General features: G+C 45.3%; 19 protein-coding genes. 8 read left to right on the forward strand and 11 right to left on the reverse strand.

Features of this window, described 5'->3' with window-relative positions; genetic code table 11:
• Positions 1 to 7: 7 nt before the first annotated feature.
• Positions 8 to 913 carry an alpha/beta hydrolase gene (locus ACX0G7_RS19310; protein ID WP_458925159.1) on the forward strand — a complete coding sequence of 302 codons (906 nt, stop codon included), beginning with the start codon at positions 8 to 10 and terminating at the stop codon, positions 911 to 913.
• A 95-nt stretch (positions 914 to 1,008) separates the two neighbouring features.
• On the opposite strand, the gene ACX0G7_RS19315 is transcribed toward ACX0G7_RS19310, so the two are convergent.
• The 6 genes from ACX0G7_RS19315 to ACX0G7_RS19340 all read right to left on the reverse strand — a co-directional run bounded on the left by ACX0G7_RS19315 (position 1,009) and on the right by ACX0G7_RS19340 (position 8,786).
• Positions 1,009 to 3,285: a cation:proton antiporter domain-containing protein gene (locus tag ACX0G7_RS19315; RefSeq protein WP_458925160.1), complete on the reverse strand. Its 2,277-nt coding sequence runs from the start codon at positions 3,283 to 3,285 to the stop codon at positions 1,009 to 1,011.
• Positions 3,286 to 3,426: 141 nt separating this feature from the next.
• Positions 3,427 to 3,849 (reverse strand): hypothetical protein, encoded by a 423-nt coding sequence (locus ACX0G7_RS19320; RefSeq protein ID WP_458925161.1) that lies wholly within the window; start codon positions 3,847 to 3,849, stop codon positions 3,427 to 3,429.
• A gap of 28 nt (positions 3,850 to 3,877) precedes the next feature.
• Positions 3,878 to 5,110 carry a carboxypeptidase-like regulatory domain-containing protein gene (locus ACX0G7_RS19325; RefSeq protein ID WP_458925162.1) on the reverse strand — a complete coding sequence of 411 codons (1,233 nt, stop codon included), beginning with the start codon at positions 5,108 to 5,110 and terminating at the stop codon, positions 3,878 to 3,880.
• A 16-nt stretch (positions 5,111 to 5,126) separates the two neighbouring features.
• The gene (locus ACX0G7_RS19330) at positions 5,127 to 6,449 is read right to left on the reverse strand and encodes an aspartate kinase (protein WP_458925163.1); all 1,323 of its coding nucleotides are present in this window, start codon (positions 6,447 to 6,449) and stop codon (positions 5,127 to 5,129) included.
• Between the two features lie 38 nt (positions 6,450 to 6,487).
• Positions 6,488 to 7,570: an Ldh family oxidoreductase gene (locus ACX0G7_RS19335; protein WP_458925164.1), complete on the reverse strand. Its 1,083-nt coding sequence runs from the start codon at positions 7,568 to 7,570 to the stop codon at positions 6,488 to 6,490.
• Positions 7,571 to 7,862: 292 nt separating this feature from the next.
• Positions 7,863 to 8,786: a sugar phosphate isomerase/epimerase family protein gene (locus tag ACX0G7_RS19340; RefSeq protein WP_458925165.1), complete on the reverse strand. Its 924-nt coding sequence runs from the start codon at positions 8,784 to 8,786 to the stop codon at positions 7,863 to 7,865.
• Between the two features lie 129 nt (positions 8,787 to 8,915).
• Between ACX0G7_RS19340 and ACX0G7_RS19345 the strand changes: the two genes are divergently transcribed.
• Positions 8,916 to 10,235 carry a hypothetical protein gene (locus ACX0G7_RS19345; RefSeq protein WP_458925166.1) on the forward strand — a complete coding sequence of 440 codons (1,320 nt, stop codon included), beginning with the start codon at positions 8,916 to 8,918 and terminating at the stop codon, positions 10,233 to 10,235.
• A gap of 211 nt (positions 10,236 to 10,446) precedes the next feature.
• Here ACX0G7_RS19345 and ACX0G7_RS19350 read toward each other — a convergent pair whose 3' ends face one another.
• The gene (locus ACX0G7_RS19350; protein ID WP_458925167.1) at positions 10,447 to 10,875 is read right to left on the reverse strand and encodes a single-stranded DNA-binding protein; all 429 of its coding nucleotides are present in this window, start codon (positions 10,873 to 10,875) and stop codon (positions 10,447 to 10,449) included.
• Positions 10,876 to 11,165: 290 nt separating this feature from the next.
• Here ACX0G7_RS19350 and mnmA point away from each other — a divergent pair, with 290 nt between their 5' ends.
• The 3 genes from mnmA to ACX0G7_RS19365 all read left to right on the forward strand — a co-directional run bounded on the left by mnmA (position 11,166) and on the right by ACX0G7_RS19365 (position 15,630).
• Complete coding sequence (gene mnmA / locus ACX0G7_RS19355) at positions 11,166 to 12,260, forward strand: tRNA 2-thiouridine(34) synthase MnmA (RefSeq protein WP_458925168.1); 1,095 nt, start codon at positions 11,166 to 11,168, stop codon at positions 12,258 to 12,260.
• Between the two features lie 134 nt (positions 12,261 to 12,394).
• Positions 12,395 to 13,279 (forward strand): hypothetical protein, encoded by an 885-nt coding sequence (locus ACX0G7_RS19360; protein ID WP_458925169.1) that lies wholly within the window; start codon positions 12,395 to 12,397, stop codon positions 13,277 to 13,279.
• A 68-nt stretch (positions 13,280 to 13,347) separates the two neighbouring features.
• On the forward strand, positions 13,348 to 15,630 hold the full coding sequence (locus ACX0G7_RS19365) for a S8 family peptidase (RefSeq protein WP_458925170.1): 2,283 nt from the start codon (positions 13,348 to 13,350) through the stop codon (positions 15,628 to 15,630).
• Between the two features lie 12 nt (positions 15,631 to 15,642).
• On the opposite strand, the gene ACX0G7_RS19370 is transcribed toward ACX0G7_RS19365, so the two are convergent.
• The 3 genes from ACX0G7_RS19370 to ACX0G7_RS19380 form a co-directional block, all read right to left on the reverse strand.
• Positions 15,643 to 16,842, reverse strand: a complete 1,200-nt coding sequence (locus ACX0G7_RS19370) for an RsmB/NOP family class I SAM-dependent RNA methyltransferase (RefSeq protein ID WP_458925171.1) — start codon at positions 16,840 to 16,842, stop codon at positions 15,643 to 15,645.
• A 7-nt stretch (positions 16,843 to 16,849) separates the two neighbouring features.
• Positions 16,850 to 18,127 carry a 2-oxoglutarate dehydrogenase complex dihydrolipoyllysine-residue succinyltransferase gene (gene odhB / locus ACX0G7_RS19375; RefSeq protein WP_458925172.1) on the reverse strand — a complete coding sequence of 426 codons (1,278 nt, stop codon included), beginning with the start codon at positions 18,125 to 18,127 and terminating at the stop codon, positions 16,850 to 16,852.
• 65 nt (positions 18,128 to 18,192) lie between these two features.
• Complete coding sequence (locus tag ACX0G7_RS19380) at positions 18,193 to 21,021, reverse strand: 2-oxoglutarate dehydrogenase E1 component (RefSeq protein WP_458925173.1); 2,829 nt, start codon at positions 21,019 to 21,021, stop codon at positions 18,193 to 18,195.
• 381 nt (positions 21,022 to 21,402) lie between these two features.
• On the opposite strand from ACX0G7_RS19380, the gene rpsT reads away from it, so the two are divergent.
• Entirely contained in the window at positions 21,403 to 21,669 is a 267-nt protein-coding gene (gene rpsT / locus ACX0G7_RS19385; RefSeq protein ID WP_458925174.1) for a 30S ribosomal protein S20, read from the forward strand.
• Positions 21,670 to 21,947: 278 nt separating this feature from the next.
• On the opposite strand, the gene ACX0G7_RS19390 is transcribed toward rpsT, so the two are convergent.
• The gene (locus ACX0G7_RS19390) at positions 21,948 to 22,385 is read right to left on the reverse strand and encodes a BP74-related protein (RefSeq protein WP_458925175.1); all 438 of its coding nucleotides are present in this window, start codon (positions 22,383 to 22,385) and stop codon (positions 21,948 to 21,950) included.
• A gap of 230 nt (positions 22,386 to 22,615) precedes the next feature.
• Between ACX0G7_RS19390 and ACX0G7_RS19395 the strand changes: the two genes are divergently transcribed.
• Positions 22,616 to 24,361, forward strand: coding sequence for a M14 family metallopeptidase (locus ACX0G7_RS19395; RefSeq protein WP_458925176.1), 1,746 nt, complete (start codon positions 22,616 to 22,618; stop codon positions 24,359 to 24,361).
• Positions 24,362 to 24,397: 36 nt separating this feature from the next.
• Positions 24,398 to 25,537, forward strand: a complete 1,140-nt coding sequence (locus tag ACX0G7_RS19400; protein WP_458925177.1) for an energy transducer TonB — start codon at positions 24,398 to 24,400, stop codon at positions 25,535 to 25,537.
• The last annotated feature ends 21 nt before the right edge of the window (positions 25,538 to 25,558 follow it).

Consider the following 25,558-nt stretch of genomic DNA (forward strand, 5'->3'; position numbering starts at 1 on the left):
CGCCATTATGAAACAAAGATTATACTTTATATTTTTCTGCATGTCTATTTCACTCCTGCAACTGAACGCCCAGGATTTCATGCCGTTATATTCCGATTCCGTGCCCAATTCGATTCCAGGCCCGGACCGTGAAAAGTCAGAAACCAAGAATGGAATTGAACGTGTCAGTAAAGTCAGGAATCCGGCTATCGGTATTTTCCTCCCTCCCAAAGAAACAGCAACGGGTGAAGCGGTAATTATATTTCCCGGCGGTGGCTACGGCATACTCGCCATTGCACATGAAGGCTATGATGTTGCAAAACGTTTCAACGAAATGGGCATTGCTGCCTTCGTGGTGAAGTACCGTCTTCCCGACGATAGCATGATGATCGATAAAAAAACAGGCCCCCTGCAGGATGCGCAACGGGCTATCCAGATTGTTCGCGAAAACGCAACGAAATGGAATATCAGGACCAACCAGATTGGCATAATGGGATTTTCAGCAGGTGGTCACCTGGCTTCGACAGCGGGTACTCACTTCGGGAAAGCGTATATCTCCAATCCAAACAGAACTTCTCTCAGGCCCGACTTTATGATCCTTGTATACCCCGTCATCAGTTTTAGTGACAGCCTGGGTCACAGCGGTTCAAGGAACAATCTCATTGGCAAAGATGCGGACCCGTCACTGGTGAAGGAATATTCGAACGAGTTACATGTAACGGACAAGACCCCACGAACTTTTCTTGTGCATGCAAAGGACGATAAAGGTGTTCCATATGCCAACAGTACGGTGTTTGCGGAACAATTGAAGAAACACAACGTGCCTGTTGAAATTTATCTTTACCCTGCGGGTGGACATGGCTTTGGTATGAATAATAAAACCAGCAATGTGAAGTGGATGGATCTTGTAGAGAAGTGGATCCATTCAAAATAGTGCGGTCATGATTTGACTCACCGGCATCTGTCAGAACATAGTCATATGTTTGCTTGCTGTCATCTGTTCGACTGCTGTCATCTGCTCGACTGCTATCATCTGGGTTCTTCCAAAATCTTATGGTCAACTTTTAGTTCCATTCCCGGATCTGTTTTTTGAACCGCAAGAATTCTCAACCTGTTTCCGACGATCCAGACAACATCATCCACTTTAAAGACATAATCCGACTCCGGGTTTAGTATCCTTTCATTGTTTTGTTCAATTCCTACTACAAGTCCGTGAGTTTTTTCGCGAATACCAGAGTTGCGGATCGTCATGTGAAGGAACGGCGAATCCGGGCTGATGGTTATGCGCTCAAGCGTCACCTGGGTTTTTGTTTTGGTGACATGCGCGTTGATATTTACGGCATCCAGGTATTGATTGAACTTTTCGATCTGTTCGTCAGTACCTATTACGGAGAGCGTATCATAGGGGAAGATCACTTCTTCCCTGCCCGGCACAGAGATCCGGTGTTCTCCCCTTTCGATGATGGCTACATTTATTCCAAACTCTTCACGCCAGCCAAGATCCAGCAGGGATTTACCGCCGATTTCCGATTCAGGTTTTATTTCGAAGTTTGCCATATGCGCGTCCCAGGGTGCAAGATCAGGTGCTTTTGACAACACTTGTTGCCTTTCCCTGTCGTTAAGATTTGCCAGGAAACGATTCTCCAGACGGAAATAAAAAGCCTGTATCCTTTTCGAGAAAAAGAACAACACAACAACCAGCACCACCACCATGATGTAGGCCAGCTCTTTTGAAACAAAACGATCGAGGAAAAATCCGATAAAAAATATAGCCAGCAGAATGCGGAAAATCTGTAACAAAACTACTGGCCCGCGGTATCGCTTTTCTGACCAGACCCGGAACGTTTCATTTGTATAGGCTTTTTTTATGGCAAGTGCCCAAAGAAACGGCAATAACATGATCAGGGTAATAACCGCCGCAAGCTGATTTGCCCATCCACTCCAGTTGAGTGTTTTATTCATGGCATCGATCAGGTAGTTGGATGACAATACGATGATGGATATGATGATGGTGGAGTGCAGTATAATGTTATAAAACTTTGCCTTCAACAATTTTTGCCAATCAGTCGCTACCTGGATATTTCGTGAACCGGAACTGTAACGGATAATAGAATCTTTGATGTTCTGAGGCAGGACGCGTTCGGTCCACCGGTAGACCGGATCCGAAAAACGTATCAGCAATGGTGTCGCAAACGCCGTTACCGCTGAAACGGCTACGGCGATAGGATACAAAAAATGACTGGTCACGTTCAAGGTAAGACCTAATGCAGCTATAATAAAAGAGAACTCACCAATTGGCGACAAGCTCATACCCGCCTGCACGGAAGTTTTAAGCCCCTGCCCTGCCATTATCGAACCAAGGGTTGTGCTGATCAGTTTACCGGCAATGGTGATGAAGCTTATCAGTAACACCGGCCCGGCATAAGTGAGTAACATTTTCGGATCGATCAGCATACCCACTGAAACAAAAAACACTGCCCCAAAAAGGTCTTTGACAGATTTCACCAGGTGCTCTATTCTTTCTGCCTGTGTGGTTTCTGCGAGAATCGAACCTATGATAAACGCTCCCAATGCAGGTGAGAAACCGGCTTTGGTTGCCAGGTAAACCATCAGCATACAAAGAGCGAGAGAAGTAACCAATAGTGTCTCATCATTCAGATACTTTTTTACCATCTTCAAAAAAGATGGCAGGAAAAAGATCCCCGCTACAAACCATAGTACCAGATAAAATATAAGTTTCGCTATGGAAATGAGCATTTCCTGGCCGGCAAAATGACGGGTAACACCAAGCGTGGACAACAGAACGAGCAATACTACCGCTACAATATCTTCTACGATCAGTATACCGAACACAAGATTTGCAAACTTTTGTCCCTTTACGCCCATCTCTTCGAATGCACGTATGATGATGGTTGTGGATGAAATAGCGAGAATACCTCCAAGAAAAATACTGTCCATACTACTCCATCCAAGCAGTATGCCGACAAAATAACCGACCAGTAACATGAAAAGGACCTTGACGATCGCTGTTACTGAAGCAGCACCTCCAACTTTCAACAATTTTTTAAAGCTGAATTCCAGTCCAAGGCTGAATAACAGGAATATCACCCCAATCTCTCCAAGTACTTCAATGTCTTTCTGATCGGTGATGGTCGGAAACAATGAAAAATTGGGTCCAACCACCACTCCTGCGAGAAGGTAGCCTAGAATTACTGGTTGCTTCAATCTTTTAAAGATGAGCGTCATGATGGCGCCCGCTCCAAGTATGAGACCAAGGTCAATAATCAATGGTGATAAATGAGGCATAGAAGAACGCTGGCTGGTAAATAAGTCTTTTATAATTTATCGCGCGGGATGCGCAGAAAGGTGCACGACAAGACGGTGCAGGGTGAGTAGTGCCATGGCCCTTTAGCGGATATCTATACTAAAATTGGCCACGCTGTTTATCTACCAGAAATGATGATGAGGCAAAACAAGAGGGTAATGATGAAGCGGTTGCGTAAACGATGCCAGTATCCGGCACTTTGAAGCCCGACCGGAGATCTGTAAGATGTTGATAACACTATTGGATGCCTGGCTGGTATAAGACCTGGACCCACTAACGGTGTAAGGCGATGCCGGGACGGTCGCTTTCACAGCAATGCAGGCAGGATCAGCATTGTCACGGCTATTTTTAATGCCCCGCGGATGTTGTGCTATGCAGGATGTTGTTATAGCTGTGACAGAAACTGATGCTGCTTTTTGTATTCCTGCAGTTTCAGCATATATTGATTGCCTGCCAATCAAAGTCACTGAGCATAATAACAATGCAGCAACAAATATCATCCCGATGGAGACTCTCACGACGCGAATATACCCAATTTGTCTCATAGGATTTGTTGACGATAGTGCGGAAGGATTACCTGCCCAGCACATCATCGTAATCATTCGGTAAAAGATGAGCAATTTTTTCGTTCCATGCCCAGTAGCCGGAAGAGAAGATCTCTGTGGGAGGAAAACAACTGCCATTTCGCTCAATGGTTACCGGTTTTCCACTCATCAGATTAACCAGTGATCTTGGATGATATCGCTTCCGGTTCTGACCAGTCCATAAGAGGTAACCTTTTTCTTCAAGCCCGCCCCGGAACATCACCTGTATGTAATTGTCGAAATACATTACGTGTTGCTGATCAGTCGTGACGGAAACCAGGCTGTCGGCCGTAAGGGTATGTTGAGAATAGCTGTCCTTGAAATCTTCCTGCCTCAGCACCCGGTCATAATATTCACTTGAATCTGTATTCTCATTGATGCGGGATCTGCGCCGGATCAGGTTGCGTACCCTTTCTTTTTCCTCGTTGTTTACTCTTTTCACCCTTTTAACCTCAAAGCCATTTTCGACGAGCCTGTTATTATAGAGTGACCGGATGAAATGAACTATTGAACCCTGGTAAGCCGCACGGCGTTCGCGTAAGAATCTTTTAGGGATGTTCAATGTGTCTTTGGCCATATCCTGGAAAAGGGTATACCCAAGATAGAATAACGTGCCTTTGTTGAAATCGTATGTGAAATTTTCCAACTGGTAAGTAATCCGGTAGCCCAGTTCACGGTTATCAATTACGAGGGGATCATCCGCAACAACGGTCAACACATTTTTCTTTTTGGAATGACGGAACCTGAGCGTCTTATAATTCCTGATCTTACAAAGTTTGGAAGCGTTGGTAGTGCCAATAAAATTTTCAACAAAAAACTTACCCCATTTTTCCCAGCCATCTTTTTCATATGGCTCCACGATCACCGCATCAAGCTCGGTTACTTTTGGTTCGAGATAAATTTTCAGCTGCAAAGGCAACTTCTCTGATGAGAAAGAATAGACCTGCGTGTTGTATCCAACAGAGGATATAATGAGATCATACTTGCCTGCGGGGATACCCTTAAGATCAAAGGTACCGTTCACTGAAGTGACGGTACCTCTTGAAGTATTTGTAATAAATACACTGGCATTTGGTATTGGCGCATCTGTTTCGCCGTTGAGTACCCTGCCCGAAATGTAGTTTTTATCCTGTGCTTTTGCAGTAAACGCGATACCGGGGATCAGCAGACAAACCAGGACTATCCCCTGTATCAGCTCCCGAACCATGTTGCGGCTTTGCATAAGCTGGATGGCACCTTTAATCCAGGTTAAAAAGTCCTTTATTCAGAAGTTGTAGAGTCTGCACCTTGTAAGATGAAGGAACAAGCAATGACACGTTGTGTTTGCTACCGCCATAACTTACCATCTGCACGGGTATAGTAGCAAGTGATTCGAACAGTTTGCTGAGCACGCCGGGTGTCTGAGCGATCTCGTTGCCTACTACCGAAACGATAGTGAGGTTTTCCTCGACGGTTATTTTGCCGAAAGGCTCAAGTTCTTTTACGATGTCCTTGAGGTTTGTAGTGCTATCAACGGTAACTGATACGGCAACCTCGGAAGTGGTGATCATGTCAATCGAGGTCCGGTATTTTTCAAAGACCTCGAAGATCTTTCTTAAGAACCCGTAAGCGAGTAGCATCCGGCTGCTTTTGATGTTGATGGAAATGATTCCATCTTTTGCCGCGACCGCTTTAACACCAACCGAGCCTGCTTCCTCTGTGATCAGTGTGCCCCTTGCATCGGGTTGCATGGTGTTAAGTAATTTCACCGGTACCTTGTAATGCTGTGCCGGCCAGATGGACGCAGGATGCAGGATCTTCGCACCGAAATAGGCAAGCTCTGCTGCTTCTTCAAAACTCATTTGTTCAATCGGCACGGTCTTTCTGACTACGCGTGGATCGTTATTATGCATCCCGTCGATATCGGTCCAGATTTCACAGACCTTCGCATTCGCCGCAGCAGCGATCAGCGACGCACTATAATCGCTTCCACCCCTTTTCAGGTTATCCACCTCACCCCTCGCATTCCGGCTGATATAACCTTGAGTGATGAACAGTTTTTTATCCGCATGTTGTTTGAGAAGTGCCTCGAGTTTGGTGCGGATACTGGCTACCTGCGGTTCATCGTAACTATCGATCGACATAAATTCCAGGGCAGGCAATAGTGCATGCTCCTGACCGATCTCTTCCAGGTAAACCGAAAATAACTTGGTCGACAGTAGTTCTCCCTGTGCGAGGATGTCTTTACTCAACGCTTCTGAGAAAGAAATTTTTAGTATGATATTGAGAAACTCAAAATGTTCAGTTACGATACCAGTAGCTTTTTCATGTGCTTTATCGGTCTTCACGAGGTCCCTTATAAATTTTGTATAGTGGGCCTGTAGCGTCTCGATCTGTTGCCGGGCCGCTTCCTTATTGCCCGAGGCCATGGCTTCACCGATTGCAACGAGTGCGTTGGTGGTGCCGCTGAGTGCGCTCAGCACAACAATAGTAGGTTCGTCTTCCTTGGTGATCAGCTCTGCTACCTGGTGCATCCTTTCAGGCTTGCCCACCGAGGTCCCGCCAAACTTCATGATTTTCATATTCTGCAAAAATTTTGGAACGCGAAGATAAACGATAGCTACATAAATTTCATTTCAAGTTTCCCGGCAAGAAATTCAAGATCATCAGCAACCGAATGTAAAAGTGGGATTCCATTCATCAGCCTGTCTGCCTCCATTTCTCTTTCAGGATCACCCGGAATCAGCACCTGTTCTTCTCCTTCAACGGTTTTAGCGGAGCGGAAACGCCTGATCCAGTTATCCATATTGCTTTTAAAATCAGCGGCGGGCCGGAATGCATCTATCCGCATGGCCCCGAAAAAATGGCCTATTCCTTTGCCAGGCATCTGCTCAGGCATAGGAATATAGGCAGGAAAAGGCGGAACCCAGGGTCCATAATTAGCACCGCTGAGTATGGCTGAAAAAATGTCAACCACGGCGCCAAGTGCATAACCTTTATGACTCCCATGTTCGCGATCGCCCCCGAGTGGTAACAAGGCGCCGCCGGATTTTAACTCATGCGGATTGTTGCTCGGATTGCCATATTTGTCCTGGATCCAGCCATCCGGCGCTGTTTTATTCTTTCGCTGAAGGATCTCAAGTTTACCGTTTGCCGCGGTAGTGGTGGCAAGATCAGCAACAAATGGCGGTTCTTCACCTCCCGGGATAACAACACAGATAGGATTGGTACCCAGCAATCTTTCAATGGAATACGTTGGTGCAACAAGCGGGCTGGCATTGGTCATCGCAATGCCGATCATATCGTGTTCAAGGGCCATCATGGCATGGTAACCGGCGATACCGAAATGATTGCTGTTTTGAACGCTTACCCAACCTGTACCCACATTTTTAGCTTTGTCGATAGCTATCTGCATTGAATACGGAGCAACCACAAGTCCAAGACCACCGTCACCATCCACAACGGCTGTTGAAGGAGTTTCATGAATTATCTTTAGTGAAGGGGTTGTATTTGCCCGTTTTGCTTCCCATAACCGGACATAACCCGAAAGCCTTGCAACTCCATGTGAATCGACACCACGAAGATCCGCCGACAATAAAACACGTGCAGAGATCGCAGCATCGTTCTCAGAACATCCTATCCTTGTAAAAACACCTTTTGTAAACTCGAACAAATCTTTATAAGCAAATAATTTTTCAGGCATCGCCAAAAATAAAAACTTCATTTCCATTTACAGAAAGAAAAAACCAATAACCGTTATAATCACCGGGATTAGTATCAATGTAAAGCCGGTTAACGCGATGATTTCCTGTTAAAGTGGCTGAAAGCACGAATGCTTCGAAGTGTGCACTGATGGTTCACATGGCAAATATATTGGACAGTCTATAAATACAATAGCCGGCTACTTAAAAGCCGGCTATCGTTGATGGATCATAAATTTGGCGATATTCTTATACCTGTTGGCGATATTTTTATACCTGGATCAGCTATGAAGTTTATTGGATTTTCTTCAGCTCACTTGTTACAAACTCCGCAGTCTGCTTCACGTCAGTCATATTATTTTGCCAGTTACCTTCACGCTCCACCGACATCATACCTTTAAAATTCTGGCGTTTCAACTCAGCAAGAATACCAGGATATTTCAATGCACCGGTACCCACTACCACGTCTTCCGCTTTAGTATTGTTGAACTCCTTAATGTCCTTCAGATGCACACCTATGATGCGTCCTTCAAGTTTCTTTAAACATTCAACTACATCAAGGCCGCTGCGTCCCCAATGTCCAAGATCTGCACATGCATAAATGTTCGGATGACCTTTCATTGCAGCAACAACGGAATCAGGGTGCCAGTATGGATTTGGCTTTGGATGTTCATGAATGGCAAGCTTCACACCATGCACTCCTGAAAGACTATCGATCAGTCCCCAATGTGATTTGTTTGGTTCGGAATTGATATACTCTATGCCCATTTCTTTGGCAAATGAAAACAGTTTGTTCCATTCAGCAGCATCTTTGGCCCCAGTCACTCCGAAGGCAACGATCCGCATTCCTTTTGATGACAACAATTCCTGGATACCTTTTTTGCTTTCGGCAGACATGTTGATATTGAACGAGTCTTTGAAATTTCCGCCAAGACGCTGGCCAGGGAAAGCTTCAATGAATCTTATCCCCGCGCTGTCTGCCTTTTCTACCGCAGTTACAAATGGAAACTCCTTGAATGTCCAGAACTGTACACCTATTTTCCAATCTTCAGCGGGTGCTGCTGTTGTGGTGGTAGCAGCAGCAGTTGAATCGCTGTCTGCAGCACTCTCATTGGAATTATCTGCACATTGGCTAAAAAGAACTACTGAAGCAAAAGCCAATATCCCTTTTGAAAATATTTTTTTTGAGTACCATACTTTCGAAAACATTTTTTTCATTTGACAGCTATTTAGTGATTGATTTGTTAAAGCGGCCTGAAGTTAGGGATTAACTTTCGAAAAATCATTTGTATGAAGGCAGGTCGAAGCTTTAAATATTATCTTTAATACCTGGAATTAACTTCTTCGATGCATAACAAATCAACCCCGGTTATTTATTGGTGCCTGCGCCTTTCCATCGTCACTATCGTTCTGTGTATATTGTGTCAACATCCGGTTTATTCGCAAGGGTCTACACAGGATATTTATTCTGACTATGTTCTGTTTCAAAAACGTGCGAGGCTCGATAAAGATCTGCGTGAAAATATTGTTGCAAAAACTTTTAATGAAAAACTGGATAGCAACAACGAACACAGATTTGAGTCTGCCTGCGATGCCATTTCACAATTTTTGTTTGAAGGGCCGATAATAAGATCAGGATTCGACGAGTTAATTTCAGCCTATGAATGGTTGCAGCTGGAAACGAGAAGGTCTTTTCTGGAGGCAGTATATGCTGTATATCCGGGCGGATATGAGCAATCGATAAGGTCAATTCTTTCCATCGAGACTGAACCACGACTGTTTGCGATGGCCGCTGCTTACCTGTTGCGAAAGGATACGCTGACAGAGAACCGGAATAATCTAAAGATTGCAATGGTAGAACAGTTTCCCGGATATGATTCTATAATGGTATTGGTGGAACTGGAGCGGTATATAAATAACTATACGGCGGGCAATCATAAAAAATCACCTGAGCTCCTGCGTTTGTTTCAACATCAGCAAATGGTTGGCAGAAAAGTGATCTATTCGTTACAGCGCTGGAACCGTGACTACCCCGGCCTTGCGATAGTTCAACACGCTGATGGCCGCTTCGCGAGGGATGCAAATGGTCGCCTGCTGGTATTTCAACAATTAGCCAGATCAGCTTCGGACCTCCCGTATTTTATTACTAACGGGAGCACGCCACAGGGCATCTTCAGTTTGCAGGGTACGGCAGTGTCAAGGATCAATTGGATTGGACCGACACCCAATATCCAGATGGTGATGCCCTTTGAAGATACCTGGGAAAAGTATTTTCATCAGCCTCTCGCACCATTACAGGACTCCCTGGTCCTATACAAACAATTGCTTCCTTCCACATGGAGGAATTATGCTCCGATGATGGAAGCCTGGTATGCCGGAAAAACCGGGAGGACGGAGATCATTGCGCATGGCACTACGATCGACCCTGAATATTATGCAGGCAAACCCTTTTATCCTTTAACACCAACGATGGGTTGCCTTTGTGCAAGGGAACAATGGAACGTTACCACCGGCCGGTTGTTGATGAGTGAGCAATACGGGTTGGCATCAACCTACAATTCCTCACCCGGAAGAAATGGATTTCTCTATGTTATCAATATTGACGACCAGCAAAAGGGTGTAACCCGTGAAGAAGTCGAAAAGCTGGTTAAAGCGTTTGAGAAATGATAAAGAATGGAGACTTGCCAATGCAGGGTTGCATTTTAATGAAACCCTGCATTGGTTCGTCATATATGTAACACATCGCAGATTCGCCGGGCGTCTGGAATGCAGATCACTAAACCAGAAGACCATCTACAATGGATGGTCATCCAAAATGGCAGGTCATCTGCATTGGCTGATAATCTACCTTATCTGACCATATAAAACGGCAGATCATCTAGAATGGCAGATCATCCACTGGTTCTGACATTTCCTGTGCTACCTGTTCGCGGTTGCTGTTGTAGGAATTGCCCTGCGATTGTGCCGGGGTAGCCGAACCGGTATTTTCTGATCTTCCACCTAAAAGCTGAACATTAAGCACCCTCATGGTTAACGATGCTCCTGTTGTACCATCGTTTTTAGGATAAGTTCTTACCTCGGGTGTTCCTTCAACATAAACCTGTGTTCCCTTCCGCAGGTACTGGGATATTGCAGTACGGTCGGTCCAGTATGCACATTCCACCCAGGTGGTTTTCTCAACCTGGTTTCCCTGGGCATCCTTGTATTTTTCTGAGTGGGCCACTGAGAAATTAATTACATTTTTCCCATTTACGGTATTGGTGATACAATCTTTCCCCAGATGTCCAATAGCTTGCAACTTTATCATATACCTGAATTTTTCGTTTGAATAATACAGCAAATTACTTCAATTGCCGGGTGCCACCCAAAGTGTAAACACCGCAGAATGCCCAATTTTTCCCCAAAAAAGACCAGTAAAGCTCCTGTAATTTCCAGATCCCTACCAGGAGCAGGCGATAGCCCGGGGTTAATGAATGCACCCTCACCGGGGTAAACCCGAACATTAGGACGTCAGTATATGTTAAAGAATCCCCTGGTAGCCAAAATACTGGCCTGGAGGGAGAAATTTCGTAATTTTGCAACTCAATTCAGCAGACAATGAGCCGTAAAGGAAAAGTGTTGGTAGCTATGAGCGGTGGTATCGACAGTACCATCACCGCCCTTATGCTCCATGATGAGGGATATGAAGTGGTGGGCATCACCATGAAGACCTGGGATTATGCAGCCAGTGGTGGCAGCAAAAAAGAAACCGGCTGCTGCAATATCGACTCCTTCAACGATGCCAGGATGGCCGCCGTACAACATGGCTTTCCCCATTTTATCCTTGACATACGGGACGAATTCGGAGGTTTTGTTATCGAAAATTTTGTTGAAGAATATCTTGCCGGACACACACCCAACCCCTGCGTGATGTGCAACACCCATATAAAGTGGAGGGCTTTGCTCAAGCGTGCCGATGCCCTCGATTGCGAATTTATTGCAACCGGGCACTACGGTAAGATCAGCCAGCACTCCAATGGCAGATATATGGTGAGCAAAGGGGTGGACGAACTGAAGGACCAGAGTTATGTGTTATGGGGGCTGCAACAGGATCTGCTTAAGCGCACGCTGTTGCCACTTGGTCCATACCGCAAGCCGGAGATCAGGCAGATGGCCCTGGATTATGGTTATCCCGAACTCGCGAAAAAGAGCGAAAGTTATGAGATATGTTTTGTGCCGGATAATGACTACCGCGGTTTTCTGAAGAGACGGGTCGAAGGACTGGAAGAACGCGTGGCCGGTGGAAATTTCGTCGACCAGAATGGTCGCATCCTCGGAAAGCACAAGGGATATCCCTTTTATACTATCGGTCAGAGAAAAGGACTGGATATTGCCTTCGGCAAACCTGTATATGTGACTAATATCATCCCGGAATCCAACACGGTGGTCCTGGGGGACGAAGTGGACCTGAATCGCCCGGAAGCCATTGTCGGGAAACTCAACTGGCTCAAGTACGATGGTATAACAGACGGGATGGAAGCTACAACAAAGATCCGCTACAAGGACAGGGGCAGCTTTTCAAACCTGTATAACCACGAAAAGGGTATCAGTGTACGGTTTTATGAAGATGCAAAAGGCATAGCGCCGGGGCAAAGTGCCGTATTCTATGAGGGAGACGATGTAATTGGCGGTGGTATCATCCAGCGGAGCTGAAAACCGCGGGATCACCGGCTGCCGGACAATAATAACCACGATATTCCGTTCAACAAAAGCTGAAATCAGCGCGGTCAATCTTCAAAAAATTGCCGGCAAATGTTGAATCACGAACCATAACTAACTGGCATTTCATGAAAAGGCTGGCATACTGCATCTCTGTCCTGTTCCTCGTAGTCGTCGTAATTATTTCATGCGAAAAGCAATCAGAGACTTATCCCTCGGATGAAATCGACCAATACTACTCCATGCAGGTCGGAAAGTTTATCCGTTACCGGCTCGACTCACTGCAGTTTACTGCGTTTGGTGCAAAAGACACTACCATTTACTACCAGGCTAAGGATGTAGTTGAAGCTGCGGTTACCGATAACGCCGGACGGCCGGGCTGGAAGGTGGTGCGTTACCTGCGCGACACGCTGGGCGTGAAGCCCTGGACGCCCACCATGACCTATGTTGTTACACCTACAAGGGAAGCTCTTGAAGTGGTGGAAGAAAATTTCCGCTATGAGAAAATGAGATTGCCGGTGAAGGACGGATTTAGCTGGAAAGGAAATAAATATATCAACCTTAATTCCCCGGATCCCAACTGGAACTATGATTTCCTGTTTGATTGGGACTATACTTACGAGAATGCAGGTTTGCCGTTTCCTGTATTTAATGGCCAGATGATCCAAAACACAGTAACGGTTAACCAGGTAGATGAAACGCTTGGAAATCCTGCCGACAACAAGTCATACAGCGAGCGGACCTTCGGAAAAGAAGTCTACGCAAAAGAGATCGGTCTCATCTATCGTGAATTCAAGCATTACACTTACCAGGTTTTTTATACTACCTCAAACTGTTATTATACGAAGTGCGTAAATAATGTTTGTGATACTATCAATTGCAACACCGCTCCAAGGAAGTGTGATTCGGTAAGTACATTGGCGGGATGGAACAAGAAGTGCCGTGATTCTGTGATCACAAACGCTTATTACGAAGGCGGGGGTATCAAACTCAGGATGATGGATCATAACTGATTTGTAAATGCTCCACTCTTAGTTAATCTTTCCTGCCCCGGTTAATCCGATCCGAACAACCTGATCTTATGAAGCAACTTTATCTTTTGGCTGGTTTCTGTTTTTGTATGATGGCATCCACTGCCCAATACTCAAAACATATTATACAGCTGACTGATAAAAAAGGAACCCTGCATAGTATTGCGAACCCTTCCACATATCTTTCCGCAAAATCAATTGCCCGCAGAACGGCATATAACATTGCAATCGACAGCACAGATCTGCCATTGTCACCTGCATACCTTGATAGCATAGCCGCAGTGCCGAATGTGGTGATCTTCAGCAAATCAAAATGGCTCAACCAGGTACTGATCAGAACCAACGATGCGGCCGCATTAACTAAGATCAACAGTTTTCCGTTTGTAAAGTCCTCAAAGAAAGTCGCAAATAATACAGTGAGCCCAAGACCCCTGAACAAGTTCAATGAACCTGTTACGAGTCTTGACAATCCAACAATGCTCAGCATCAAATCTCAGCAGGATAAGCTTGGCATTCTGCAACCGCTCAACTATGGTAATTCGTTTGGACAGATCCGTATTCATGAAGGTGAATTTCTTCATAACAGGGGGTACACTGGCAAGGGAATGGAGATGGCAGTGATGGATGGCGGCTTCTGGTCTTATAAAAGCAACCCGGCATTAGACAGCGTTCGTTTGCAGGGGCGGATATTAGGTACCTGGGATTATGTCGCGAATGAGGAAAGCGTGAACGAAGATCATGACCATGGTTCTGCCTGTTTTTCAATCATTGCCGCTAACCGGCCTGGCTTCATCGTTGGATCAGCTCCGCATGCCGCTTTTTGGCTGTTCAGGACCGAAGATGTTTACTCAGAGATGCCGGTTGAAGAACAGAACTGGATCGCTGCGGCTGAATTTGCTGATAGTGCCGGCGTAAAGGTTTTCAGTACATCTCTCGGATACTACATTTATGATGATCCTTCCCTAAGCTACAATCATTCTCAACGGGATGGCAATACGGCCATGATCACCCGTGCAGCAGATCTTGCAGCGAAAAAAGGCATACTCGTGATGAATAGTGCGGGTAATTCAGGAAAGGACCTGGGTGACACCAAATATACTATGACACCTGCGGATGGAGACAGTGTTGTGGCCGTGGGTGCGGTTGACGTTAATGGCAACTACGTAACCTTCAGCAGCCAGGGCCCAAACGGCGCCGGAAAAGTTAAGCCCAACATGGTATCAGTGGGACTGGGGACAATATTTGCCCTGCCTGGTGGTAACCCGGCAGCGGGAAATGGAACTTCTTATTCCAACCCGAATCTTGCAGGACTAATAGCCTGTCTCTGGCAGGCATTTCCCGAAAAAAGCAACATGGATATTATCGATGCGGTTCAGAAAAGTTCGCATAAATATTCTTCACCCGATAACTTTTTCGGTTATGGCATACCAAATTTCAGGAAGGCATATGAACTCCTGATGGCGCAATCGTTCAAACCAGCATTCTCTTTTACAAACTCCGTCTTGTCGTTAAACTGGACCATGAATGCTGACAGTTCTGTCGCATATATCGTTGAAAGAAAAGTGCCAGGCAGCAGCCAGTTTGCAACAGTTGATAGTATCAGAACAAGCCATGTATCACTGTCCGTGGACTCCTGGTCAAGAACTGACACCATCAGAACAACCACGCCAGGCAATTTTATATACCGTGTACGGGTAGTAATTGGCAGCGACACCAGTTTCATCAGCCCTGAGTATGCTTTTACAAACACCTGGCCCTCCATGGTGGCAGATTCATTGAAACTTAATGCCGGGTTTACCAATTGTATTGCCGACATAAGCTGGTCCATGAGAGATGATTCGTCAGTTGTTTACCAGCTTGAAAGAAAATTGCCCGGCACTAACGTCTATGCACAGGTTAAATCATTCAAAGGTTCGGGGAGCTATCGTTCCGGTGGACCCAAAACATATACATATAAAGATCCGATATCGACACCGCTCACTGGTTTGTTTAGTTACCGGCTGAAGGTGAGCCTTGGACAGGATACTGTTTTTTATAGTACACCCTCCTCTTTTAACAGTTCAATACCCTGCTATGACCGGGCCGGATATTTCTTTACCCCCAGCCCATTTGATAACTATGTGCTGGCAATGATGAATACCACCGATGCTGCTTCAAAGATCGACCTGGTTGTTTATGATGTGAACGGACGGGTTATGTACCGCTACAACGGTTCCAAACCAGCAGGATTTTTTCATGTCCGCATTCCCACGTCCAACCTCGCACACGGGGTTTATTTCGCCAGCATACTTATAGATGGCAAAACAGTTTATCGTCAGAAAATTGTCAAGTAGATATTGAGTTTATCAGCCCTTCTTCTTCAGCAACGCAGCAAATAACGTATCAGCCTTAATCTTAGATCCTGAAATAAGTTTTATTTCTACCAGTTCCATATCCAGTGCTGACTGTAGGAAATCAATATTGTCTTCATTTTCTTTTTTGAAAACGGAACAGGTGATAAACAATAAAAAGCCCCCGGGCTTTATGAGGGGAACTATCCGCTTAACTATTTTTTGCTGAAGATCCTGGTAATACTCAATGGCTGAAGGGTCAAAATAACTGAGTTGCTCCGGTGTGCGGCTCCAGGTACCGGAACCGCTGCAAGGCACGTCGGCAATTACCAGGTCCTGCTGATGATCAAAAGGCAAAGGAGCATTCCCTGCAAGATCTACAATATAAGCATGGTAATTTCTTATTCCAGCCTGTTGAAACCTTTTTTCAAGGTTAAAGATTATTGAACTTCGTATGTCCGAAACCGTGAGGCGAATGTTGCTGAGGAGGTCAGACGCCAGTAAGGACTTGCCCCCGCTGGCTGCACATGCATCCCAGACAAACCTGGTTCCAGGCGGCAGCCTGGCAAGAAGGGAGCCGGTAAGCTGTGAGCTATAATCCTGTATCACTACCTCTTTATCTGCTTCAAGTAACGGGTCAATTTTTGTGGTGATAGGTAACCTGACTGCCGATGGTGGCAGTAAGTCAAAGGGAATATTATTAGAAACTAACTTGTCAGTTACTGTTTTTTCATTGCCAGGCCTGACTCTTAAAAACAAATCGGGTTGCTGAAAAAATGAAAAAAGAAATTCATCGGCATCCAGGCCGTCACTGAATTCCCGGACAGCAACCGGGAATATGGATGAAATATTTTTTGCGGAGCTCTCTCCACTTTCATATTCACTTTGATAAGTTTCATTGATTATCCGCCACTTCTCCGCTTTCTCTGAACTTATAATTTCATTGTAATCACCAATCAATTGCTCCGTGACCTCGTCAGGTTCGTCGTTGCACAGAAACAAACCGGCCCTTATCTTATTTTCGGCCGACCATTTTGGAAATGCAATGCCGGTTCGGAGAGCTGCATAACAAAGTCTTGATATATTTTTTCGGTCGCGGGATCCATACTTTTTATTGAGGCGAAGAAATTCCTTTATAAAATGATTAAAAGGAAGCTTCCCGTCATACAGATCCAGGATCTCGACAGCAGTATTCAGATGAGAAAAATACTTCATTTCGGCATCAAAGTTCGAGCAGGGTCTTTACAGGATCCTTACCGAACAGCAGCAACTCTGGATTCTCCAGCAGCTCTTTTACTTTCACCAGGAAACTCACGGATTCGCGACCATCAATGATACGGTGATCATAGCTGACAGCGAGGTACATCATTGGCCTGACCACAACCTGTCCATTAACAACCACCGGCCTTTCCTGGATCTTGTGCATTCCGAGGATCGCACTCTGAGGAATATTTATTATCGGGGTACTCATCAGGGAACCGAATACACCACCGTTGGTGATGGTGAAAGTACCGCCCTGCATTTCTTCCATCGAAAGTTTATTGTCCTTTGCTTTGCCGGCCAGTTCCACGACTTTTTTCTCGATCTCAGCCATACTAAGGCTTTCGGCGCTGCGAATAACCGGAACAACCAGTCCCTTGGGAGCTGATACGGCAATTGAAATATCGCAGAAATCATGATAAACTATGGAGTCGCCATCTATATATGCATTTACAGCAGGCCACTCCTGCAATGCAAAACAAACCGCTTTTGTGAAAAAGCTCATAAAGCCAAGGCCTACGCCGTGCTTTTCCTTGAACTTATCCTTATACTGGGTACGCAATGCCATGATCTTAGTCATATCCACCTCGTTGAAGGTGGTAAGCATTGCTGTGGTATTTTTTGCTTCAACCAGCCTGCGCGAAATGGTTTTACGCAGATTGCTCATCTTTTCTCGACGCTCCTCACGGGCGAACATCGTTTTGCCGGGGGTTCTTCCGGGATTATTCAGTGCAAAAAGCACATCATTTTTAAGGATCCTGCCATTCGTCCCTGATGCAGAGATAGATGAAGGATCGATTTTTTTATCGGCTATAATCGCAGAGGCAACCGGTGAAGCTTTCAGATCATTGGGTACAGCTGTTACCGGCGCGTCTTTGGTAGCAGGTTTTGCTTCGCCAACCGGGCCTGGTTTCTGCACAGCTATATGGGAGGCTTCCGCTTTTTTCTCTGCCGGCTTTTCTTCTTTTGCTGCGCCCTCAGGACTTGCAGCGCCCTCAGGTTTGGCGGCTGATTCGTCAATGGATGCCAGGGTATCTCCTATCTTTAAGGTATCGCCTTCGTTAGCCGCAAGTTTTAATATTCCCGCCTTTTCAGCATTTACTTCAAATGTTGCTTTTTCACTTTCCAATTCTGCAATAACCTCATCACGTTCCACATAATCACCATCCTTTTTGGTCCATTTCAATAAAGTAACTTCGCTTATTGACTCGCCTACTGTTGGAACTTTTATTTCGATCATAACAATTTTTTCTATTCTTTATATTTGATTTGCCCGGCCCTCCCCGGACAGGTATTGACATTTTATTAAAATGAAAATGCAGTATCAATGATTTCTGCCTGCTCCTGTGCATGCACCTTCGCATAGCCGGTAGCGGTAGCTGCAGAAGGTTGACGGCTGATCACCCCATAGTTGATACTTTTCAGATTCATCTGGAGGAAGGAAGCAGCACCCATGTTCAGCGGCTCTTCCTGGACCCAGAACCAGGTAGACTTACTATACTTATTATACAGTGCCTCCAGTTGTTCAACCGGCAATGGATACAATTGTTCAAGTCTTATAATGGCTATGTCCTTACGATTGTCTTTCAATTGGCGCTCAGCAAGGTCAAAATAAATCTTACCGCTGCAGAAAAGTACCGTCTTAACGTCGTCTGCGTTAGTGACAAAACTATCATCAATTACTTCGCTGAAGTTACCGGAAGTAAAGGCTTCCGCCTTCGAATATGTTCCGGGGTGCCTGAGATTAGCTTTGGGTGAAAAAATGATCAGCGGCTTACGGAACGGCCATGCGATCTGTCTTCTTAATGCATGGAAAAGATTAGCAGCTGTTGTGATATTAACACAAACAATATTCAGCTCGGCACACATCTGGAGAAACCTTTCCATTCTTGCACTCGAATGCTCGGGACCCTGTCCTTCATATCCATGCGGAAGCATCATGGTTACTCCATTCATCCGGTTCCATTTCTGTTCTCCGGCAGTAATAAACTGGTCGATTATTATCTGTGCACTGTTGGCAAAATCACCGAACTGCGCCTCCCAGATCACCAGGGCATCCGGATTTGCCATAGCATATCCATATTCAAAGCCCAGCACGCCAAATTCACTCAGGAAGGAATTAAATATCCTTAGCTGACCTTTCGCACCCGGTATATTGCTTAAACGATTATAGGCTTTGTCGTTTTCCTCATCCCTCAATACGGCATGACGATGAGAGAAAGTGCCCCTGCGGATATCCTGGCCGCTCATGCGTACATCTTTACCTTCAAGTATGAGACTACCATAAGCCAGCAGTTCTCCCGTTGCCCAGTCTAACTTGCCTTCTTCATTGAATAATTTGACTTTATCCTGTAGGATCTTTTCAATTTTCTTGAGAGGTTTGAAATCCGCCGGCCAAACCATTAAGGCATCGAAAATCTTTTTGAAGTTCTCCAGGGTGATAGCTGTAACAGGTGATGATTTGAAATCAGCCTCTGTGGCTTTGCGCAGGTTGCGCCATGCAATTTCCGGTTGCTGATACCGGTAAGGAAGCGGGTTCTGTTTTATTTCATCCAACCGCTCCTGGAGATCGCCCCAGAACTTTTTTTCCATGTCCCTGGCCAACTCTTTTGCATCCTTCTCACCGTTTTCCAACAGGTAGTTGGTATACACTTCACGAGGATTCGGATGTTTATCTATCAGGGCATATAGCCTTGGCTGTGTGAACTTCGGATCATCCCCTTCGTTGTGTCCATGGCGACGATAACAAACCATATCAATGAAGATATCAGAATTGAATTCCTGCCTGTACCGCGTTGCGATCTCAACACATTTTACAACCGCCTCAGCATCGTCTCCATTAACATGCAATACCGGCGCCTGCACCATGGCTGCAATAGACGTACAATAATCACCGGTTCTTGCGTCATCGAAGTCAGTCGTAAACCCGATCTGGTTATTAATAACGAAGTGAATGGTTCCGCCGGTATAATAACCTTCAAGACCTGACATCTGCAGCACTTCGTAAACAATTCCCTGGCCGGCAACAGAGGCGTCGCCATGAATCAGGATAGGCAGGATCTTATCGTAATTGCTATTGTAAAGTACATCCGCCTTTGCTCTGGCAAAACCAACCACCACCGGATCCACTGCCTCCAGGTGAGAGGGGTTGGGACACAATTTCAGATAGATGCCTTTGCCGGATGGAGTGGTAATTTCACTGCTGAATCCTTTGTGGTATTTTACGTCACCGCTTCCCATGGTCTGATCAGGGAGGCTTTTCCCCTCAAATTCTGAGAAGATCTCTTCATAAGTTTTACCCATGATATTGGCCAGCACATTCAGACGACCGCGATGGGCCATACCGATAACAACTTCCTGTACACCAAACTCTGCTGCCGTATTTATGATTGAATCAAGCGCCGCTATGGTTGTTTCACCGCCTTCGAGTGAAAATCTTTTCTGACCAATATATTTTGTATGGAGAAACTTTTCGAACATCACCCCCTGGTTCAGTTTCTCCAGGATCCGTCTTTTTTTCTCAAGCGGCACTGGTTGCGTGAAATTCTTTTCCATTTCGGTGGTCAGAAAATCAACCTTTTTCTGATCACTGATATACTTAAATTCTATACCTACATGTGAGGCATAAACTTTCTGAAGATGAGATACGATATTTCTGAGGCTGGTTACGCCCAGCCCAATCAGGTTGCCGGCATTGTAGGTTTTATCAAGATCAGCTTCATTGAAGCCATAAAAACCCAGATCAATATTGGCCCCCCGGTCCTTACGTGTACGGATGGGATTGGTTTTAGCAACAAGGTGCCCTTTATTCCGATAGCCCAGGATAAGCCTGTAGGCGGCTACTTCCTTTCGCCAGTCAATAGCTGCATTGCCGTTTTCAGTCTTGGCTGTTACGGGCGAAGCTTCAGCACTGCTGCCGTTTGAGCTTCCGTTCGTACTCCCGTTAGTACCCGTGCTTTTCGCCGCTGCGGTGCCGGGCACCGCGCCGCCCCCGCCCTGGCTCATGGCGAAATCGAAACCTTCAAAAAACTTCTTCAATTCAGGATCAACACTTGCGGGGTTATTGAGATAATCCTGATACAGCCCCTCGATAAAAGATGGGTGGGAATTGGTGATGTACGAAAAATCTTTCATCCGTTTATTATAATTTTATTTGCCGGACAGCCACTTCTTACAACATTTTATGCTGCAAACGTATCTCGGAGCCCGGTTTCATAGACATTGTTACAACTGTTAATATGCTGTAAAGCCGTAGCTTACTGCACAATTGGGTCACAAATATCGTGTAATTTCTTCTAGGAATTAAACTGATTTTGAGGATTTTAGTCGTCCCCCGGCTAGCCCGGAACGACTGTAAAGTTGTTTTTCCAGGAGCTTCGGGCCAGTAAAACCAACAAATCTGTTATAATTGCCCAAAACAGCCGGTGACAGCCTGAAAATTGAAAGATTTTTGCGGCCCGGCTTCTATTTTAAGTTTTATTCCCTTACCTTTGCCCTCCAAAATTTTCGATTTAAATGGCAAATCACAAAGCTACAAAAAAGGATATGCGCCAGGCTAGCAAGCGCAGAGATCGTAACCGTTACCATGGTAAAACTACCCGTAACGCCATCCGCGATCTGAAGGAATTGAAGGATCATCAGGCTGCCTCTGGTCAGCTGGTTGATGTAGCTTCGATGATTGACAAGCTTGCTAAACGCGGCATCATTCATAAGAATAAAGCTTCTAACCTAAAGAGCAAGCTCACCCGCAGGGTTAACGCACTGGCAACTCCGGCTGCTTAATTTCATTTCCGGGTCAGGTTGTAAAGGCCGGTCAGGAAATGAAGTGAACGCTGCCAGGGGGCCTGGGTATTTTGGAGGATATCTTCTCTAAGGTCTCAACAAGGCAATCATCCCAAGTCGGTTCTACAATATTTAAAGGCTGTCTCATTCAATGGGACAGCCTTTTTATTTTCTCCTGGTTCGTTACCACAAGGATTTTTGCAAAACGGTAATCTTCGACAGAATACTCTTATTATTTTGACGCAGGACAGGATGTATGAACATTCCGGTGCTGCATTTTATCTAAACACTTCCCGTTTGATATAAGATGACCAGGGTCCAAACCGCTTCATTGTATCCATCCAATATCCGGGATTGAGGTGAACATCACTGTAGGGTCGACCATCGTAAATCTCGACACTCGCATCTGTGAGCGTCCAGTCGTCTTCCCTGAGTCTCCAGTTGAATTCATGGGTTCTATTCTTATTATACCCGCCATTACCTCTTACCAGCGTTCCGATTATATGTTTTCTTTCTGATGAGAAACGGCTGAGCTCAACATTTACGGCGCTAATTAGTTGCGGATCCGAGGTGGCCACAATGAAACTGGAATCACGCCAATCGCCCCCACCGTTCTGAAGACATATTTCATAGTAATGCATCCTATTATCGCTCTCTTTCTTACATGCGAAAAGCAAAGTGCATAAGGCAATCATTATTAATCCTGTGTTTTTCATAATAAGGTTTTTGTGTGTTAACCTGACCAGCAGTCATGGATTACCGCTGCATAATAAATGAAAGCTGAAAAGTTTTCACAACCCTTTAAGTATTGCCAACCCGTTTACCAAGGCATAAGCATTCCCGTTCAAAGGCTGTTCGGCTTTATAGGATTGTTTTAATGATTAAAATAATGTTAACAGCCAAACGCGGCTTACATTTATAGCTCATCTGTTATGTTTCAAGTATTATGAGAACAATGATTTTGGATTCGCTGCTATGCCTGTTGCTATTGATTGGTTTATTGCCTGGCAGCCGGGCCCAGCAAATCACAACACGCTTCGAGACCAGCAACGCTACCGAAACACCTACTTACCAGGAAATCATTACCTGGTGGAAAAACCTGGATGCTAAAGCAACACAGGTCAGTATGCGCACGATGGGTCCCAGTGATGCCGGATATCCATTGCATCTGATTACAGTGAGCCCCGATAAGGATTTTGACTTTACTGGTTTAAGGAGAAAAAATAAAAGGATTATCCTGATCAATAATGGTATCCATCCGGGAGAGCCTGATGGCATAGATGCAAGCATGCTGTTGGTAAGAGATATCGTTACCGGTAAAATCAAATTGCCATCCAACATTGTGCTGGCCATAATTCCTGTTTATAATATTGGCGGTTGTTTGAATCGCAGTGCAAATTTTCGGGTCGATCAGAACGGGCCCGCTGAATTTGGATTCCGGGGCAATTCCCAGAACCTGGATCTTAACCGCGATTTTATCAAAAGTGATTCAAAGGAAGCCAGGTCCTTTGCAGAAATTTTTCATCTGACTGATCCCGATGTTTTTGTCGACAATCATGTTAGTAACGGCGCGGACTATCAACATATCATGACGCTGCTTAGTTCTCAGCATAGTAAGCTGGGTGGTGCGATGGGTGAGTATATGAATAAAACCTTTGAGCCGGGGATCTATAAACTGATGAAAGGTAAAGGGTATGACCTGGTGCCCTATGTCAGCTTTGGCGGTGGAACTCCTGATGCAGGCATGGTAGCTTATTTTGATGGCCCCAGGTACAGCAGCGGTTATGCATCACTGTGGCATAGCTTCGCCTTTGTGCCGGAAACGCATATGTTGAAGAGCTACAGGCAAAGGGTGGAATCTACTTACGCATTGATGCAATCATTTATTGAATTTGCAGATAGGAACAGTGCAGAAATAAAAAGACTAAGGGATGAGACAAAGGCCTCGGTTAAGGCTCAGAAAAGTTTTCCGCTCGGATGGACCCTCGACCGGACCAAATCCGGCACAGTAACCTTTAAAGGATACGAAGCCATCCGAAAAACAAGTGATATCTCGGGTCAGGAAAGACTTTATTATGACCGGAACAAGCCCTATGAAAAACAGGTGAAATATTTTAATGACTTTGGTACAAAATCGGAAGCGGTGAGGCCACTGGCATATGTTATTCCCCAGGGTTGGTGGCGGGTAATTGATCTGTTAAAGATCAACAAGATCCAGATGACACGACTTGCAAACGATAGTAGTATTGAGGTAGAAGCTTACCGGATCGAAGATTATAAATCTGCCCCAAGACCATACGAAATGCATCATCTTAACAGCGAAGTGAAAGTCGGCGTTTCGAAAAAAACAGTGAAATTCAGGAAAGGCGATTACCTGGTTCCAATGAACCAGGTTGGAAACCGGTTCCTGATGGAGGTCCTCGAACCCCAGGCTGACGACTCATATTTTGCCTGGAACTTTTTTGATGGTATACTCGGTCAGAAAGAAGGATACAGTGCCTATGCTTTTGAAGAGATCGCTTTCGGATACCTGCAACAAAATCCCGAACTCAAAACCCGGCTTGAAGAACGCCGCAAAGCAGATTCCGCATTCGCAAAAAATGGTTCAGCCCAACTTGATTTTATCTATAAAAATTCGCCATATTACGAACCGGCCCATTTACAATACCCGGTTTACCGGGTGATCAGATAGTTGGCAAATCTGAAAGCAAGTACTAAACGAATATCTATGAAGTCCATGACCCGTTTTGCTATTAAGATCCTCACCCATTATGCGATGAAGTCCATGATCTGTAGTTGGCTTATGTTAACGGCTGTATCTGCCGTCGCTCAGAAAAATGATACTATCAGGAAGTACCTCGATGACAAACTGGAGTTTACGAGTAAAGCAAGATCAACTTATCCTGCAGTGGGTGTCAAACAAACTGATGCATGGCTACTCTTCATTTCCTACCCCGATACTTCGTTGCTGTTAAAAGCATATTTCAAGGATAAAAATTTCAGCATCAAAAACGGCCCTTACGTTCTCTATCATGGAAGAAATGTGAAAGCCATGGAAGGCACTTATCGATTGAATGTGCCGCAGGGAGTATGGCGCTACTGGCATTCCAACGGCCAGATCAAAGATTCGGGCCTGTTGATTGATAATGTAATGTGTGGCCTCTGGCAATCATGGAGCGCCGCTGGGAAATTGCTCATCAGCATGAATTATGCACCCACGCCGGCAAAGACACCACCCACCATTCCAGGTAAAAAAGGTTCGGGTATTTTGCCTGACGTCTCACCCTTCCCCGGCGCTCGTGAGGGACTGGCGATGACATATCATCCAAACGGTCAGCTACAAGACTCCGGTGTATACATGGCTGACCTGAAAACAGGAGTATGGAAGACCTGGTATCCGGACGGCACACTCTCGTCTGCCGGAAATTATCAGCGGGATATCATGAGCGGCAACTGGACCTTCTACCGGGAGAATGGACATAAGAGCACAGAGGAAGTTTATAAAGATGGAAAAGTGCAGGTTATGACCTGTTACGACTCCTCAGGCAACAAGCAGGGAGATTACTGCTCCATTATCAAACCGCCGGTTCCATTGGGACCATTTGAGGATTTTTCGGAGTATATGCTTGATAACGTTTTTTGGCCAAAAAAACTCCTGAACACAAATATTGAAGGCAAGGTTAGAGTCGAATACGTAATTACAAAAAACGGGGAACTCACAAACTTTAAAATTGTTGAATCACCTCATCAACTATTCAGTGAGGAAGTCACCCGTTTCTTCAGTACCATCGAAAAATGGTCGCCGGCGGTATATCATAACCGCATTATAGATTTTCCTATGCAGATGGAAGTTCCGTTTTATCGGTAGTCCCGCAACGAAAAATCCGCA

The organism is Flavitalea antarctica (assembly GCF_054461535.1).